Annotated in this window: 7 protein-coding genes; all 7 read left to right on the forward strand. The window is 58.0% G+C overall.

Annotated features, from left to right (window positions below):
* The first annotated feature begins 9 nt into the window (after window positions 1-9).
* A complete protein-coding gene (gene bcsQ, locus H7R56_RS01540) occupies window positions 10-762 on the forward strand; it encodes a cellulose biosynthesis protein BcsQ (RefSeq protein WP_106925028.1) in 753 nt (250 codons plus the stop codon).
* A complete protein-coding gene (gene bcsA / locus H7R56_RS01545; protein WP_182928496.1) occupies window positions 759-3,377 on the forward strand; it encodes a UDP-forming cellulose synthase catalytic subunit in 2,619 nt (872 codons plus the stop codon). Before bcsQ ends, bcsA begins: the two co-directional genes overlap by 4 nt.
* A gap of 13 nt (window positions 3,378-3,390) precedes the next feature.
* Window positions 3,391-5,694 carry a cellulose biosynthesis cyclic di-GMP-binding regulatory protein BcsB gene (gene bcsB / locus H7R56_RS01550; RefSeq protein ID WP_106925030.1) on the forward strand — a complete coding sequence of 768 codons (2,304 nt, stop codon included), beginning with the start codon at window positions 3,391-3,393 and terminating at the stop codon, window positions 5,692-5,694.
* 6 nt (window positions 5,695-5,700) lie between these two features.
* Window positions 5,701-6,798, forward strand: a complete 1,098-nt coding sequence (bcsZ, locus tag H7R56_RS01555) for a cellulose synthase complex periplasmic endoglucanase BcsZ (RefSeq protein ID WP_106925031.1) — start codon at window positions 5,701-5,703, stop codon at window positions 6,796-6,798.
* On the forward strand, window positions 6,780-10,076 hold the full coding sequence (gene bcsC / locus H7R56_RS01560; protein ID WP_106925032.1) for a cellulose synthase complex outer membrane protein BcsC: 3,297 nt from the start codon (window positions 6,780-6,782) through the stop codon (window positions 10,074-10,076). Before bcsZ ends, bcsC begins: the two co-directional genes overlap by 19 nt.
* A gap of 146 nt (window positions 10,077-10,222) precedes the next feature.
* Window positions 10,223-12,232, forward strand: a complete 2,010-nt coding sequence (hmsP, locus tag H7R56_RS01565; protein ID WP_106925033.1) for a biofilm formation regulator HmsP — start codon at window positions 10,223-10,225, stop codon at window positions 12,230-12,232.
* 151 nt (window positions 12,233-12,383) lie between these two features.
* A complete protein-coding gene (locus tag H7R56_RS01570) occupies window positions 12,384-13,670 on the forward strand; it encodes a dicarboxylate/amino acid:cation symporter (protein ID WP_106925034.1) in 1,287 nt (428 codons plus the stop codon).
* Window positions 13,671-13,842 lie beyond the last annotated feature (172 nt).

Consider the following 13,842-nt stretch of genomic DNA (forward strand, 5'->3'; position numbering starts at 1 on the left):
GGAAGCCTCATGGCTATTCTGGGATTACAGGGCGTGCGAGGTGGTGTAGGCACAACGTCAATCACGGCGGCCCTGGCGTGGTCATTGCAACTGCTCGGGGAGTCGGTGCTGGTCATTGACGCTTGCCCTGATAATATGCTGCGCCTGTCATTCAACGACGATATCGCTCGTGAAAGCGGCTGGGCGCGTGCGACGCTGGACGGCCAGGACTGGCGGGATGCTGCGCTGCGCTATACCGCGCAAATCGACATACTGCCGTTTGGCAAACTGCGCGCGGGAGAGCAGCAGCATATTGCGGCGCTGGGCGAAACGCTGGCTATCGTGACGACGCTTGCGCAAACGCTGGAGCGTGAAGGGCGCTATCAGTGGATCCTGATTGACCTGCCGTACGGATTCTATCCGTGGATGCCTGCGCTGGTTGAAGCCTGTCACTATACGCTGACCGTCGTCAAGCCTGATGCCAACTGTCATATTCGTCTGCATCAGCAGGTGTTTCCGCAGAATACGCACATTCTTATCAATGACCTGCGCGTTAACAGCCTGCTACAGGAAGACCTCTACCAGGTGTGGCTACAAACGCAGCGTCATCTGTTACCTATCGTGGTTCATCGCGACGAAGCGATGGCTGAGAGCCTGGCGAGCAAGCAGCCGCTGGGTGAGTATCGTCACGACTCGCTTGCTGCCGAAGAGATGATTACCCTCGCGAACTGGTGTTTGATGCACTATGCCGGCCATCGCCCTGCGCAAGAGAGCGAATCATGATTCGCCTTGGCCGCGTGATTTTTGCTCCGCCGGTCTATGCGCGTCTGCGCGAGCGTTACGTCGGCTATCGGCGCGCCGGTGCGTCCTGGCTTGCCGCAACGCTGGCCTGTTGGTGGACGGGCCTGGCGTGGATTTTCCTGCCGCTGGAGAACCCGTGCTGGCAGGCATTGAGCGCGCGACAGGACGAACTGTTCCCGCATATTCATTTCGCGCGCCCGCGGCCGTTAGATCCGCTGCGCTTTATGCTACAGGCATTCTGGCTTATTGCCAGTAAACCGCCGCAGACGCGTAAACCCATCAGCTGGCGGCCATTCGCGAGCGTAGGACGCCTGCGCGAGCGTTACAACCAGTGGGCGGATGCGCTTCCTAGCCGCATCAATGCGCAAACCGACCATCTGGACCATAAAAAGGAGCTGGCGCACCTCAATCCGAAGCTGCGCCAGTTTATTCTCGGCGTCGTGGTCGGGCTGTCGCTGCTGCTGGCGCTGGTATGCATTACCCAACCGTTTAACCCACTGTCTCAGTTTATTTTCCTGATGCTGCTGTGGGGCGTGGCGCTGCTGGTTCGCCGCATTCCCGGTCGTTTCTCCGCGCTGATGCTGATTGTGCTATCGCTGACGGTTTCCTGCCGCTACATCTGGTGGCGCTATACGTCTACGCTGAACTGGAACGATCCTGTGAGCCTGGTGTGCGGCCTGATTCTGCTGTTTGCGGAAACCTATGCCTGGATTGTGCTGGTGCTGGGCTATTTCCAGGTTGTCTGGCCGCTGAACCGCCACCCGGTGCCACTGCCGAAAGACATGAACGCATGGCCGACCGTCGATATTTTTGTCCCGACCTATAACGAAGATCTGAACGTGGTGAAAAATACCGTTTACGCGTCGTTGGGCATCGACTGGCCGAAAGATAAAGTGAAAATCTGGATCCTCGACGATGGCGCGCGTGAGGAGTTTCGTCAGTTCGCCAAAGATGTTGGCGTTGAATACGTTGCGCGTGCCACGCATGAACATGCAAAAGCCGGGAACATCAACAATGCGCTGAAGCTGGCGAAAGGTGAGTTTGTCTCTATCTTCGACTGTGACCACGTGCCGACGCGCTCGTTCCTGCAAATGACCATGGGCTGGTTCCTGAAGGACAAAAAGCTGGCGATGATGCAGACGCCGCACCACTTCTTCTCGCCGGATCCGTTCGAGCGTAACCTGGGGCGCTTCCGTAAAACGCCGAACGAAGGCACGTTGTTCTATGGCCTGGTTCAGGACGGTAACGACATGTGGGACGCCACCTTCTTCTGCGGCTCCTGTGCGGTTATTCGTCGTAAACCGCTGGATGAAATCGGCGGTATCGCCGTCGAGACGGTCACCGAAGATGCGCACACCTCGCTGCGCCTGCACCGCCTTGGCTACACCTCCGCCTATATGCGTCTACCGCAGGCGGCGGGGCTGGCGACGGAGAGCCTGTCGGCGCATATCGGCCAGCGAATCCGCTGGGCGCGCGGAATGGTGCAGATTTTCCGCCTCGATAACCCGCTGTTGGGCAAAGGACTGAAGCTGCCGCAGCGGCTTTGCTACCTTAATGCGATGTTCCACTTCTTATCGGGGGTGCCGCGGCTGATCTTCCTGACCGCACCGCTGGCCTTCCTGCTGCTGCACGCCTACATCATCTATGCGCCTGCGCTGATGATCGCCCTGTTCGTGCTGCCGCACATGATTCACGCCAGTCTGACCAACTCGAAAATTCAGGGCAAATACCGCCACTCGTTCTGGAGTGAAATCTATGAAACGGTGCTGGCGTGGTATATCGCGCCCCCCACCATGGTGGCGCTGTTCAACCCGCATAAAGGTAAATTCAACGTTACCGCCAAGGGTGGGCTGGTGGAGGAAGAGTACGTCGACTGGGTTATCTCGCGGCCGTATATCTTCCTCGTGTTGCTAAACCTGGTCGGCGTGGCGTTTGGTATCTGGCGCTATATGTATGGCCCGGAGAACGAGGTTCTCACCGTGTGGATCAGCCTGATATGGGTGTTCTATAACCTGATTATTCTTGGCGGCGCGGTGGCCGTGTCGGTGGAAAGTAAACAGGTTCGCCGCTCACATCGCGTGGAGATCAAAATGCCGGGCGCGATTGCTCGCGAAGATGGTCACCTGTTCTCCTGTACGGTGCACGACTTCTCTGACGGTGGCGTAGGCATTCGCATTAACGGCGACGCGCAGGTGCTGGAAGAGCAGAAGGTGAATCTGCTGCTTAAACGCGGCCAGCAGGAATACGTCTTCCCAACGCAGGTCGTGCGCGTACTGGGCAGCGAAGTCGGGCTTAAGCTGCTGCCGATGAGCACGCGTCAGCATATTGATTTTGTACAGTGTACCTTTGCGTGCGCGGATACGTGGGCGCTGTGGCAGGACAGCTTCCCGGAAGACAAACCGCTGGAAAGTTTGTTCGATATTCTGAAGTTAGGCTTCCGTGGTTACCGTCATCTGGCCGAGTTTGCGCCGCCGGTGGCGAAGGAAATTTTCCGGTCGCTCACCTTGCTGGTGGCGTGGGTGGCCTCGTTTGTACCGCGTCGTCCGGAACGTGAGGCGGCTCTCGAGCACCCGCTATCGGCTTTGGCTCAACAATAATGATGATTATGCGATGAAAAGAAACCTTTCCTGGATTTGTGCAGTGGCGATGGGCATGGGCAGTTTACTGCCGCTCACGACGTATTCAGCACCGACGACTGATGTGTCGGTTGCGCCGTCCGTTCAGCAGGATGCGGCGGCTCCAGCAGCCGATACGGCACCCGTCGTCGTGCAAGATGCGCCGACCCGTGACGTTAAGCTGTCTTTCGCTCAGATCGCGCCGCCGCCGGGAAGTATGGTGCTGCGCGGTGCTAACCCGGATGGCGGAATCGAGTTTGGCATGCGCAGCGACGAAGTGGTGTCGAAGGCGCTGCTCAATCTGATTTACACGCCGTCGCCGTCGCTGCTGCCGGTCACCTCGCAGCTGAAGGTTTATCTGAACGATGAGCTGATGGATGTGCTGCCGGTTACCAAAGAACAGCTGGGCAAAAAGGTCACGGCGCAGATTGCCGTCGATCCGCTTTACATCACCGATTTTAACCGCGTGCGCCTCGAGTTTATTGGCCACTATCGCGACGTGTGTGAAAACCCGGCAAACACGACCGTCTGGCTGGACGTCGGGCGCAGCAGCTCGCTGGACTTAACCTATCAGTCGCTGAAGGTTCGCAACGATCTGTCGCATTTCCCGGTGCCGTTCTTTGACGCCCGCGATAATCGTACGCTGGATCTGCCGATGGTCTTCGCCGCATCGCCTGACCTGCAGCAACAGCAGGCTGCGGGGGTTATTGCCTCCTGGTTCGGCGCGAAAGCCGGCTGGCGCGGTCAGAGCTTCCCGGTGCTGTACAACACGCTGCCGGAGCGCAGCGCGATCGTCTTTGCCACGAACGATCGTCGCCCGGATTTCCTGCGCGATCATCCGGCGGTGAAGGCGCCGACGATCGAAATGATCGACCACCCGAACAATCCGTACCTGAAGCTGCTGGTGGTCTTCGGGCGTGATGATAAAGACCTGCTGAAAGCGGCGCAGGGGATTGCGTCAGGCAACATTTTGTTCCGTGGCAATAGCGTGACGGTGGACGATGTGAAGCCGCTGCAGCCGCGCGTGCCTTACGATGCGCCGAACTGGGTGCGCACCGACCGTCCGGTGACCTTTGGCGAGCTGAAAACCTACGAACAGCAGCTTCAGTCCAGCGGTCTGGAGCCTGCATCTATCAACCTGTCGCTGAATCTGCCGCCGGATCTGTATCTGCTGCGCAGCACCGGCATCGATATGGATCTGAAGTACCGTTACACCATGCCGCCGGTCAAAGACAGCTCGCGCATGGATATCAGCCTCAACAACCAGTTCTTACAGTCGTTTAACCTGGACAGTACTCAGGACGTCAACAAACTGCTGCTGCGTCTGCCTATTCTGCAGGGTTTGCTGGACGGTAAAAACGACGTCAGCATTCCGGCGCTGCGTCTGGGGGCCATGAACCAGCTGCGCTTTGACTTCCAGTATATGAACCCGATGCCTGGCGGCTCGGTCGATAACTGCGTGACCTTCCAGCCGGTGCTGAATCATGTGGTTATCGGCGACGACTCCACCATTGACTTCTCCCAGTACTATCACTTCCTGCCGATGCCGGATCTGCGTACTTTTGCTAACGCGGGCTTCCCGTTCACTCGTATGGCTGACCTGTCTGATACGGTGATTGTGATGCCGAAGACGCCGTCTGAAGCGCAGGTTAGCACCTTGCTGAATACCGTTGGCGTGATTGGCGGCCAGACCGGCCTCGCCGGGACCGGCATGACCATCGTGGATGACGGCAGCCAGATTAAGGATAAAGACGCCGACCTGCTGCTGATTGGCTCTATTCCGCAGCAGCTGAAGGATGACAAGCACGTTGACCTGCTGGTGAACGCCACCCAGAGCTGGGTGAAAACGCCGGTGCGCCACAACGATCTGCCGAGCATCTACCTGGATGCGGATGACCGCCAGCCAAGCGTGAAGACGGGGATTACATCCGACGGCCCAATGGCGGCCATCGTCGGCTTTGAATCACCGTATTACAAACAGCGCAGCGTCGTCGCGCTGCTGGCCGACAGCAGCAGCGGCTACAGCCTGCTGAACAGCGCGCTCAACGACAGCGGCAAACGTGCGGCGATGTTCGGTTCGGTGTCGGTGATACGTGAATCGGGCGTCAGCAGCCTGCGCGTGGGCGATATTTACTATGTAGGGCACCTGCCGTGGTTTGAACGCGTTTGGTTCGCGCTCTCCAACCATCCGGTGCTGCTGGCTATCTTTGCGGCGATCAGCATTGTGCTGCTGGCATGGGTACTGTGGCGTCTGCTGCGTATCATCAGCCGTCGTCGTCTGGATCCAGAAGACGAGTAAGCCACAATGAAAATACTGAGCTGGATCGTTCTGCTGTGCGCCTTGGGCGGCCAGGCGCAGGCCGCCTGCGGTTGGCCTGCCTGGGAGCAGTTTAAAAAGGATTACGTTAGCGCGGAAGGGCGCGTGATCGATCCCAGCGATGCGCGCAAAATCACGACCTCGGAAGGGCAAAGCTACGCGCTGTTCTTTGCGCTGGCGGCGAACGATCGGCAGATGTTCGCCACCCTGCTGAGCTGGACGCAGAATAACCTCGCGCAGGGTTCGCTGCGCGAGCGACTTCCGGCCTGGCTGTGGGGTAAAAAGAGCAATGAGGAATGGACGGTGCTGGACAGCAACTCTGCCTCTGACTCTGATGTCTGGATTGCCTGGACGCTGCTGGAAGCCGGTCGGCTGTGGAAAAACGACGACTATACGGCGACCGGCAAAGCGCTGCTGGCGAAGATTGCCGACGACGAAGTGGTGAAGGTGCCGGGGCTGGGGCTGATGCTGCTGCCCGGCCGCGTCGGCTTTGCCGAAGAGACGCGCTGGCGCTTTAACCCAAGCTACCTCCCGCCGCAGCTGGCGCAGTACTTCAGCCGCTTCGGCGCGCCGTGGACGACGCTGCGCGATACTAACCTCAAACTGCTGCTCGACACCGCGCCGAAAGGCTTTTCCCCGGATTGGGTGAGCTACGAAAAAGGGAAGGGCTGGCAGCTGAAAGACGCGAATATTATCGGCAGCTATGATGCCATTCGCGTCTACCTGTGGGTGGGTATGATGCACGATGCCGATCCGCAAAAAGCGCGTCTGCTTAAACGCTTTAACGCCATGGCGGCGCAGACCGCCAGACAGGGGCTTCCGCCGGAAAAAGTGGCGATCGCCACGGGCAAAGTGACCGGCGATGGCCCGGTGGGCTTTTCGGCTTCCCTTCTGCCGTTCTTACAAGATCGTGACGTCCAGGCCGCTCAGCGCCAGCGCGTTGCCGACCATTTTCCCAGCGCGGATGCTTATTACAGTTATGTTCTGACCCTCTTTGGTCAGGGCTGGGATCAACATCGTTTTCGCTTCAGCGCCCGCGGCGAACTCCTACCTGATTGGGGCCAGGAATGCGCAAATTCACACTAAGTTTACTCACACTCTCTCTGGGTCTGTCGCTGGTGCAGCCGGCCTTCGCGGATACGTCGGCAGAAGAGCAGTTGCTCAACCAGGTGCGCCTGGGGGAAGCCAGTAAGCGCGACGATTTGGTCCAGCAGTCGCTGTATCGTCTGGAGCTGATTAACCCCAATAATCCGAAGGTGCTGGCGGCTCGCCTGCGCTACATGCTGCGTCAGGGCGATACCGCTGGCGCGCAGCAGCAGCTGAAAAAACTGGGGCAGGTGGCGCCAGATTCGGCTGAATATAACGCTTCGCGCGCAGAAATTGGCCTCAATACGGATGCCGGGCGCCAGGCGCTACAGCAGGCGCGTTTGTTGGCGACCACCGGCCACGTGCCGGAAGCGCTGGCCGAATATGAGAAAGCATTCAATGGCCCGCCGCCGGACGGCGACTATGCCGTTGAGTACTGGACCGCGGTGGTGAAGCTGCCCGCGCGCCACAATGAGGCGCTCAAACATCTGCAGACGCTGAACCAGAAAAACCCGGGAAACGTTGGCCTGCAAATGACGCTGGCAAATACGCTGCTGGGCGATAACCAGCGCGACGCGGCGTTTGCGGTGCTGGAACAGATGGCGAAATCGGCGGGCGGCCGCGGGCCGGCAGGCGATATCTGGTTTAAAGCTATCAAAGCTCAGCCCGTCAGCCCGTCAAGCGTACAGGCGCTTCAGCGCTATCTGTTGATTTTTACCAGCGGCGAATCGGCGGACAGCGCACGGGCGCTGCTGGCGGAGCAGCAAAAACAGCTGGCGGACCCGGTTTTCCTCGCGAAAGCCAAAGAGGCCGAGGCCGAGGCGAACAAACCGCAAACCTGGCAACTGTACTGGCCGCTGATTCGTAAAGGCGATGCGGCGTTGAAGGCCAACAACCTGGCGCAGGCAGAGGGCTTCTATCAGCAGGCGCGTAAGCTGGATGCGACCGACAGCTATGCGGTGCTGGGGCTGGGCGATGTGGCGATGGCGCGTAAGGACAGCGCCAGCGCGGAGCGCTACTACCAGCAGGCGCTGCGTCTCGATCGCGGCAACAGCAGCGCGGTACGTGGTCTGGCTAATATCTATCGCGCCCAGTCACCGGAGAAAGCCACCGCCTTTATCAACGGACTCTCGGCCAGCCAGCGTCGTAGTATTGATGATATTGAACGCAGCCTGACCAACGATCGCCTTTCGCAGCAGGCGGAAGCGCTGGAAAACAGCGGGCAGTGGGCGCAGGCGGCGGCGCTACAGCGTCAGCGTCTGGCGCTGTCGCCTGACGATGTGTGGATCACCTATCGTCTCTCACGCGATTTGGTGAGCGCAGGGCAGCGCGGCGAAGCCGACCGTCTGATGCTCAACCTGGCGCGTAAAAAACCGACCGATGCCGATCAGGTCTACGCCAACGGACTGTATCTTTCCGGAAACGGTCAGGACCAGGCAGCGCTAACGCATCTGGCCGCGCTGCCGTCATCGCAGTGGACCGACAACATTCGCGAGCTGGATCAGCGCTTGCGCAGCGACCAGATGCTGGCGCAGGCGAACCGCCTGCGTGACGGCGGACAGGAGGCGCAGGCGATTGCGCTGCTGAAACAACAGCCGGAATCTGCGCGCATTCATTCGACGTTGGCCGACTGGGCGCAGCAGCGGGGCGACCGCGCCACCGCGCTTGCTGAATACAACGCGGTGCTGGCAAAAGATCCGCATGATGAAGATGCGCATCTGGGGCTGGCCGAAGTCTATGCCGCTGATGGCAACCGTCTGGCGGCGCGTCAACAGCTTGCGGAAGTCCCCGCGGAAGGGCAGCGTTCGCTCAATACCCAGCGCCGTATCGCGCTGGTGAACGCGCAACTGGGTGACACCGCTACGGCGCAGAAAATGCTGACGGCGATAGTGCCGCAGGCCAAAGCACAGCCGCCGTCGATGGAAAGCGCTATGGTGCTGCGCGATGCGGCACGCTATCAGGCGCAGGACGGTAACCCGCAGCAGGCGCTGGAAACGTATAAAGATGCGATGGTAGCAACGGGCATTACGCCAACGCGCCCGCAGGATAACGACACCTTTACGCGTCTGACGCGCAACGATGAGAAAGATGACTGGCTCAAGCGCGGCGTGCGTAGCGACGCCGCCGATCTGTACCGTCAGCAGGATCTCAACGTGACTCTGGAGCACGATTACTGGGGCTCCAAGGGCACCGGCGGCTATTCGGACCTGAAAGCGCACACCACCATGCTTCAGGTCGATGCGCCGTTGGCCGATGGCCGCATGTTCTTCCGTTCCGATCTGGTGAATATGGATGCCGGCAGCTTCTCGACCGACAAAAATGGCTACCACAAAGAACAGTGGGGGACCTGTGATTTGGCCCGCTGTAATGGCTCGGCCAATCAGAGCGACAGCGGGGCCAGCGTGGCCGTGGGCTGGAAAAATGACACCTGGAACGCCGACATTGGCACCACGCCGATTGGCTTTAACGTGGTGGATATCGTCGGTAGCCTGAGTTACAGCAACGATCTGGGCCCGTTTGGCTATACGCTGAACGCGCATCGTCGCCCGGTCTCCAGCTCGCTGCTGGCCTTCGGCGGGCAAAAAGATAACAGCAGCGGCGACCATCCCGGCACCACCTGGGGCGGGGTACGCGCTAACGGCGGTGGCGTCAGTCTGAGCTACGATAAAGGCGAAGCCAACGGCGTGTGGGCCTCGCTAAGCGGCGACCAGTTAACCGGCAAGAACGTTGCCGACAACTGGCGCGTGCGCTGGATGACCGGCTATTACTACAAGGTCATTAATGAGAATAACCGTCGGGTGACCGTTGGGCTGAACAATATGATTTGGCACTACCAGAAGGATCTGAGCGGTTATACGTTAGGTCAGGGCGGTTACTACAGTCCGCAGGAGTACGTTTCCTTCGCCGTGCCGATAAACTGGCGTCAGCGTACGGAAAACTGGTCGTGGGAGCTGGGCGGTTCCGTCTCCTGGTCGCATTCGCGTACCCGTACTGAACCGCGTTATCCGCTGATGAATCTGATACCTTCGCAGTGGCAGGAAGATGCCAGCGATGACGTCAACCACGGCGACAGCAGCCAGGGCTATGGTTATACCGCGCGGGCGATTATCGAACGTCGCGTGACGTCCAACTGGTTTATCGGTGCCGGCGTGGATATTCAGCAGGCGAAAGACTACACCCCAAGCCATGCGTTGCTGTACGTCCGTTACTCTGCTGCAGGCTGGCAGGGTGACCTCGATATGCCGCCCCAGCCGCTTGTGCCTTACGCCGACTGGTAATTCGTCTACCCGGATTAGGTATTCGTCTTATATAACCCGGCATCACGCCGGGTTATAATTATTGCGCCGGAGTCCATTTTGACTTTGGCGCCAGCCTCGTTATTCTCAATGCCTGAGCAATACGTTCGTACCTGTGGAGAGCTCTTTTGCGCGTCAGCCGTTCACTTACTATAAAACAAATGGCCATGGTAGCTGTGGTTACCATGTTGTTTTTATTTATTTTTTGCTTCATTTTACTGTTCCACTTTGTGCAGCAGGATCGCTATAACACGGCCACGCAGTTAGAGAGTATCGCGCGCTCCGTACGCCAGCCCCTGTCGGCTGCCATTCTTAAGGCTGATATTCCCGAAGCCGAAGCCATTCTTGGCCGTATTCAGCCGTCGGGTATTGTCAGCCGGGCGGATGTCGTCCTGCCCAACCAGTTTCAGGCGCTGCGCATGAGCTTTATTCCGGAGCGTCCCGTGCCGGTGAACATCACGCGAATTTTCGAGCTGCCGGTGCAGATTTCGCTGCCGCTCTATTCGCTGGAACGCCCGGCAAATCCGCAGCCCTTGGCGTATCTGGTGCTTCAGGCTGACTCCTGGCGCATGTATAAGTTTGTGATGAGCGCCCTGGCAACGATAGTGACTGCTTACTTCCTTTTAGTACTGATCCTCACCGTTGCGCTGACCTGGTGCATCAACAGGCTGATCGTCAGGCCGCTGCGCAGCATTGCCTATGAAATTCACGATTTGCCGGGGGCCGATCGTATCGGGCACCAGCTCGCGCTGCCGCGCCTGCACCATGACGATGAGATAGGTACGCTGGTACGCAGCTATAACCGCAACCAGCAGGCGCTGTTGCGCCAGTATGACGAGCTGAGCAGTCAGTCAACGCGATTCCCGGTTTCGGATCTGCCGAATAAAGCCTTCTTGCTGGGGCTGCTGGAGCAGAGTCTGGCACGCAAATCGCCGGTTGCGCTGCTGGCCATCGCCTGCGAAACGTTGCAGGACACCGCTGGCGTGTTGAAAGAGGCGCAGCGCGAGATGCTGCTGCTGACGCTGGCTGAGAAAATTAAGCAGGTGATCACCCCACGTATGGTGTTGGCACAGGTCAGCGGCTACGATTTTGCGATTCTGGCCTACGGCATCAAAGAACCGTGGCATGCAATTACGTTAAGTCAGCAAGTGCTCACTACCATAAATGAACGGTTGCCGCTGCAGGGCATTCAGCTACGCCCGAGCGCCAGCATTGGTATTGCCATGTACAACGACGGCCTGACGGCGGAGCAACTTTATCGCCGCTCGCTTTCCGCCGCCTTTACCGCGCGGCGCAAGGGGAAGAATCAGATTGAATTCTTCGACCCGGAACAGATGGCCAATGCGCAGAAACGGCTCACCGAAGAGAGCGATATTCTGACGGCGCTCGATAACCAGCGGTTTTCTCTCTGGCTTCAGCCGCAGGTTGAAACGGCCACCGGTAAAGTCTGTAGCGCCGAGGTGCTGCTGCGCCAGCGCCAGCCGGACGGCAGCTGGGCGCTGCCGAACGATTTGATTGATAGCATTGAATCCTGCGGGCTGATGGTTACCGTTGGTCACTGGGTGCTGGAAGAAGCCTGTCGTCAGCTGGCGGTATGGCAATCGCGCGGGATTATGCTGCCGCTGTCGGTGAATATTTCTGCTTTGCAGCTGCTGCATCACGATATGGTGTCCGACATGCTGGCGCTGCTTAACCGCTACCGCATCGCGCCGGGCACTCTGGTACTGGAAGTGACCGAGAGCCGCCGCATTGACGATCCGAAAGCAGCGGTCGCTATTCTGCGTCCGTTACGCAATGCCGGAGTACGCATTGCGTTGGATGATTTCGGCATGGGTTATGCCGGGCTGCGTCAGCTCCAGCATATGAAGTCGGTTCCGGTCGATATCCTGAAAATTGATAAAATCTTTATTGATACGCTGCCGGAGGACGCCAGCATGGTCGCGGCCATCATCCAGCTTGGGCGCAGCCTTAACCTGAGAATGGTTGCTGAAGGCGTTGAAAACGAAGAACAATATGCCTGGCTGCGTGCCGCAGATGTCGATGTCCTACAGGGATTCTTATTTGCCCGCGCGGTGCCGATGGAGGTGTTTGAGCAGGATTATCTGGGCCAGGAGAAATCACTGCTGCCGAGCGACTGAAGATTGTGATTGTGCGTGTCAGCTCAAAGATTTAACAATTAAGTATCAAATAAACGTACAAATATTTCGATTATGTTTCTTGGATGTTATTTTGTGCGCACAGGCGAAAATAAACCCTACTTTTCCTGTGTCTATAGCTTAAGGACATCCTATGAAAACCTCTTTCTTCAAAAGCCTCTATTTCCAGGTGCTGACCGCGATAGTGATCGGTGTGCTGCTCGGTCACTACTACCCGGAAATTGGCGCGCAAATGAAACCGCTCGGCGATGCCTTCGTCAAACTGATTAAAATGATTATCGCGCCGGTTATCTTTTGTACCGTGGTGACCGGGATCGCTGGCATGGAAAGCATGAAGGCGGTGGGCCGTACCGGTGCGGTGGCGCTGCTGTATTTTGAAGTGGTCAGTACTATTGCCCTGATTATTGGCCTGGTGATTGTTAACGTGATTCAGCCCGGCGCAGGCATGAATGTTGATCCGTCGACGTTGGATGCAAAAGCGGTGGCAATGTACGCGGAACAGGCGAAAGATCAGGGAATTATCGCTTTCCTGATGGACGTTATCCCGTCAAGCGTCATCGGCGCGTTTGCCAGCGGTAACATCCTGCAGGTGCTGCTGTTCGCGGTGATGTTTGGTTTTGCGCTGCACCGTCTGGGCAATAAAGGTCAGCTGATTTTCAACGTGATTGAAAGCTTCTCACAGGTGATCTTCGGCATTATCAACATGATTATGCGCCTTGCGCCGATTGGTGCCTTCGGCGCCATGGCCTTCACCATCGGGAAGTACGGGGTGGGTACGCTGGTGCAACTGGGGCAGCTGATTATCTGTTTCTACATCACCTGTATCCTGTTTGTGGTCGTGGTACTGGGCTCTATTGCCCGGGCGACGGGCTTCAGCATTTTCAAATTTATCCGCTACATCAAAGAAGAGCTGCTGATTGTGCTGGGGACCTCGTCTTCGGAATCGGCGCTGCCGCGTATGCTTGATAAAATGGAGAAGCTGGGCTGCCGCAAGTCGGTGGTGGGGCTGGTTATTCCAACCGGCTATTCGTTTAACCTCGATGGCACTTCGATTTATCTGACGATGGCGGCGGTGTTTATCGCCCAGGCGACCAACAGCCACATGGATATCTTCCACCAGGTGACGCTGCTGGTGGTGCTGCTGTTGTCTTCAAAAGGCGCGGCGGGTGTTACCGGCAGCGGCTTTATCGTGCTGGCGGCCACCATTTCGGCGGTAGGGCATTTGCCGGTGGCGGGTCTGGCGCTGATTCTGGGGATTGACCGCTTTATGTCTGAAGCGCGTGCGCTGACCAACCTGATTGGTAACGGCGTGGCGACCATCGTCGTTGCCAAGCGCGTGAAGCAGCTTGATGCGAAACAGATGGACGACGTGCTCAATAACCGTCCGACCGCGAACAAATCGCACGAATTATCCTCTTAATCCCTCCTGTTACGCCCGTACTCCCTTGCTGGAGTGCGGGCTCCTGCGCATAATTAGGCGGCGTCATTGATTGGCCGTGATAGCCTGGGGCTGTCGCGCATTTTATTTTTATCAGCCATGTGACGTTTTCGCGATCGTGTGGTCTAACTGACGTATTTACTTCATTATTTTA

Origin of the sequence: Klebsiella sp. WP3-W18-ESBL-02 (assembly GCF_014168815.1) — a bacterium.
Classification (GTDB): domain Bacteria; phylum Pseudomonadota; class Gammaproteobacteria; order Enterobacterales; family Enterobacteriaceae; genus Kluyvera; species Kluyvera ascorbata_B.

What these genes read in the sequence shown, in the direction of transcription:
- bcsA (WP_182928496.1), top strand. Translation starts at nt 759, where the DNA reads ATGATTCGCCTTGGCCGCGTGATTTTTGCTCCGCCGGTCTATGCGCGT.
- bcsQ (WP_106925028.1), top strand. Translation starts at nt 10, where the DNA reads ATGGCTATTCTGGGATTACAGGGCGTGCGAGGTGGTGTAGGCACAACG.
- bcsC (WP_106925032.1), top strand. Translation starts at nt 6,780, where the DNA reads ATGCGCAAATTCACACTAAGTTTACTCACACTCTCTCTGGGTCTGTCG.
- bcsB (WP_106925030.1), top strand. Translation starts at nt 3,391, where the DNA reads ATGAAAAGAAACCTTTCCTGGATTTGTGCAGTGGCGATGGGCATGGGC.
- H7R56_RS01570 (WP_106925034.1), top strand. Translation starts at nt 12,384, where the DNA reads ATGAAAACCTCTTTCTTCAAAAGCCTCTATTTCCAGGTGCTGACCGCG.
- bcsZ (WP_106925031.1), top strand. Translation starts at nt 5,701, where the DNA reads ATGAAAATACTGAGCTGGATCGTTCTGCTGTGCGCCTTGGGCGGCCAG.